Annotated in this window: 2 protein-coding genes; one reads left to right on the forward strand and one right to left on the reverse strand. The window is 30.6% G+C overall.

Features of this window, described 5'->3' with window-relative positions:
* Nucleotides 1-278 (reverse strand): RNA polymerase sigma factor (locus BK137_RS23060; RefSeq protein WP_081730166.1); only part of this gene is annotated, 278 nt, incomplete at its 3' end.
* Between BK137_RS23060 and BK137_RS21660 the strand changes: the two genes are divergently transcribed.
* The gene (locus BK137_RS21660) at nt 177-503 is read left to right on the forward strand and encodes an anti sigma factor C-terminal domain-containing protein (RefSeq protein ID WP_051448889.1); all 327 of its coding nucleotides are present in this window, start codon (nt 177-179) and stop codon (nt 501-503) included. The two genes, BK137_RS23060 and BK137_RS21660, sit on opposite strands and share 102 nt — an antisense overlap.
* Nucleotides 504-1066: the final 563 nt, after the last annotated feature.

Below are 1066 nucleotides of genomic sequence, written 5' to 3' on the forward strand. Positions count from 1 at the left end.
TATTTTCTGTCATGTTTTTCATTCTCCTTTCGATATATGTCTTTAAAGGATTTTCTTGCACGGAATAAATAGGTTTTTAATGTACCTAAATTTATATCCAGCATTTCAGAAATCTCTTCGTAACTTAATCCAAGTACATATTTCAATAAAATTAATTGCTTATGTAAGGGGGTGAGTTGATTCAGTATTTCTTCAATTTCTTTTTTCATCTCAATTTGTTGAATGAAATTTACGGTTTTAGTGAACGCCCTACCGATTCCTCTATGAGTGAGAAGCATTTTATTGATGATGTTCAATCGGGCTTGAATTATGAAGATGGAAAATACTTTGGGGAAATTAATCGTATATATAACAATTTAAAAGGTGATTCTGCAAAACTAGATCCTGAAAATATAGAGATAATAGGTGCTGTGGTAACAGGAACACCAACAGAATTAGCTGAATTAAATGATATGGATACGGTTCGGGCAGCTGTACTAGGCGTAACTGTAAAACCATATTGAAAATAGATTGTTGTAACCATAGTTTGTGAAGAATTGTACTTAAATTAATGAGGTGCTTTAGTAGAAGATCTCTGAGCTGTTCAGACGGCTCTTTTTGCTTATTCAACTAAAGGGGCAGGTTAGTTCAATAAGCGCGGTTGGGTTTGCATTAAATTTCAAACAAAGTAAATTAGTGTTAATATTAAAATAATGTTTAGTTAATAATCCAAATAGTCAAAGAACAGGTCTGCTATTATGGTTTCAATGAGGAGGAATAACTTATGAAATACATTAAAGGCTTATATGTATCACTTGTACTAATGATGTTAGTTATTTATTTTGGTTAACACAACAGTATTTAAAGATGAATATTCAGGTATTGCTATGTTCATTTATTTAGGCATATTTTTAATGGGAACAACCTTTTTTATAAATGCCAAACAATTAAAAAATTAGGATGCTTAAATCAAGTTGTTTAACTAACGAAGGCGTTGATTTAAGATGGAATAACGTTCTTTTTTGGTGGAGTTATTGAATTATATAATTAGTATAGATGGGAATGAGGTTGAATAAATGAGGATCTT

Source organism: Viridibacillus arenosi (genome assembly GCF_001955655.1).
In the GTDB taxonomy this organism is placed as follows: Bacteria; Bacillota; Bacilli; order Bacillales_A; family Planococcaceae; genus Viridibacillus; species Viridibacillus arenosi.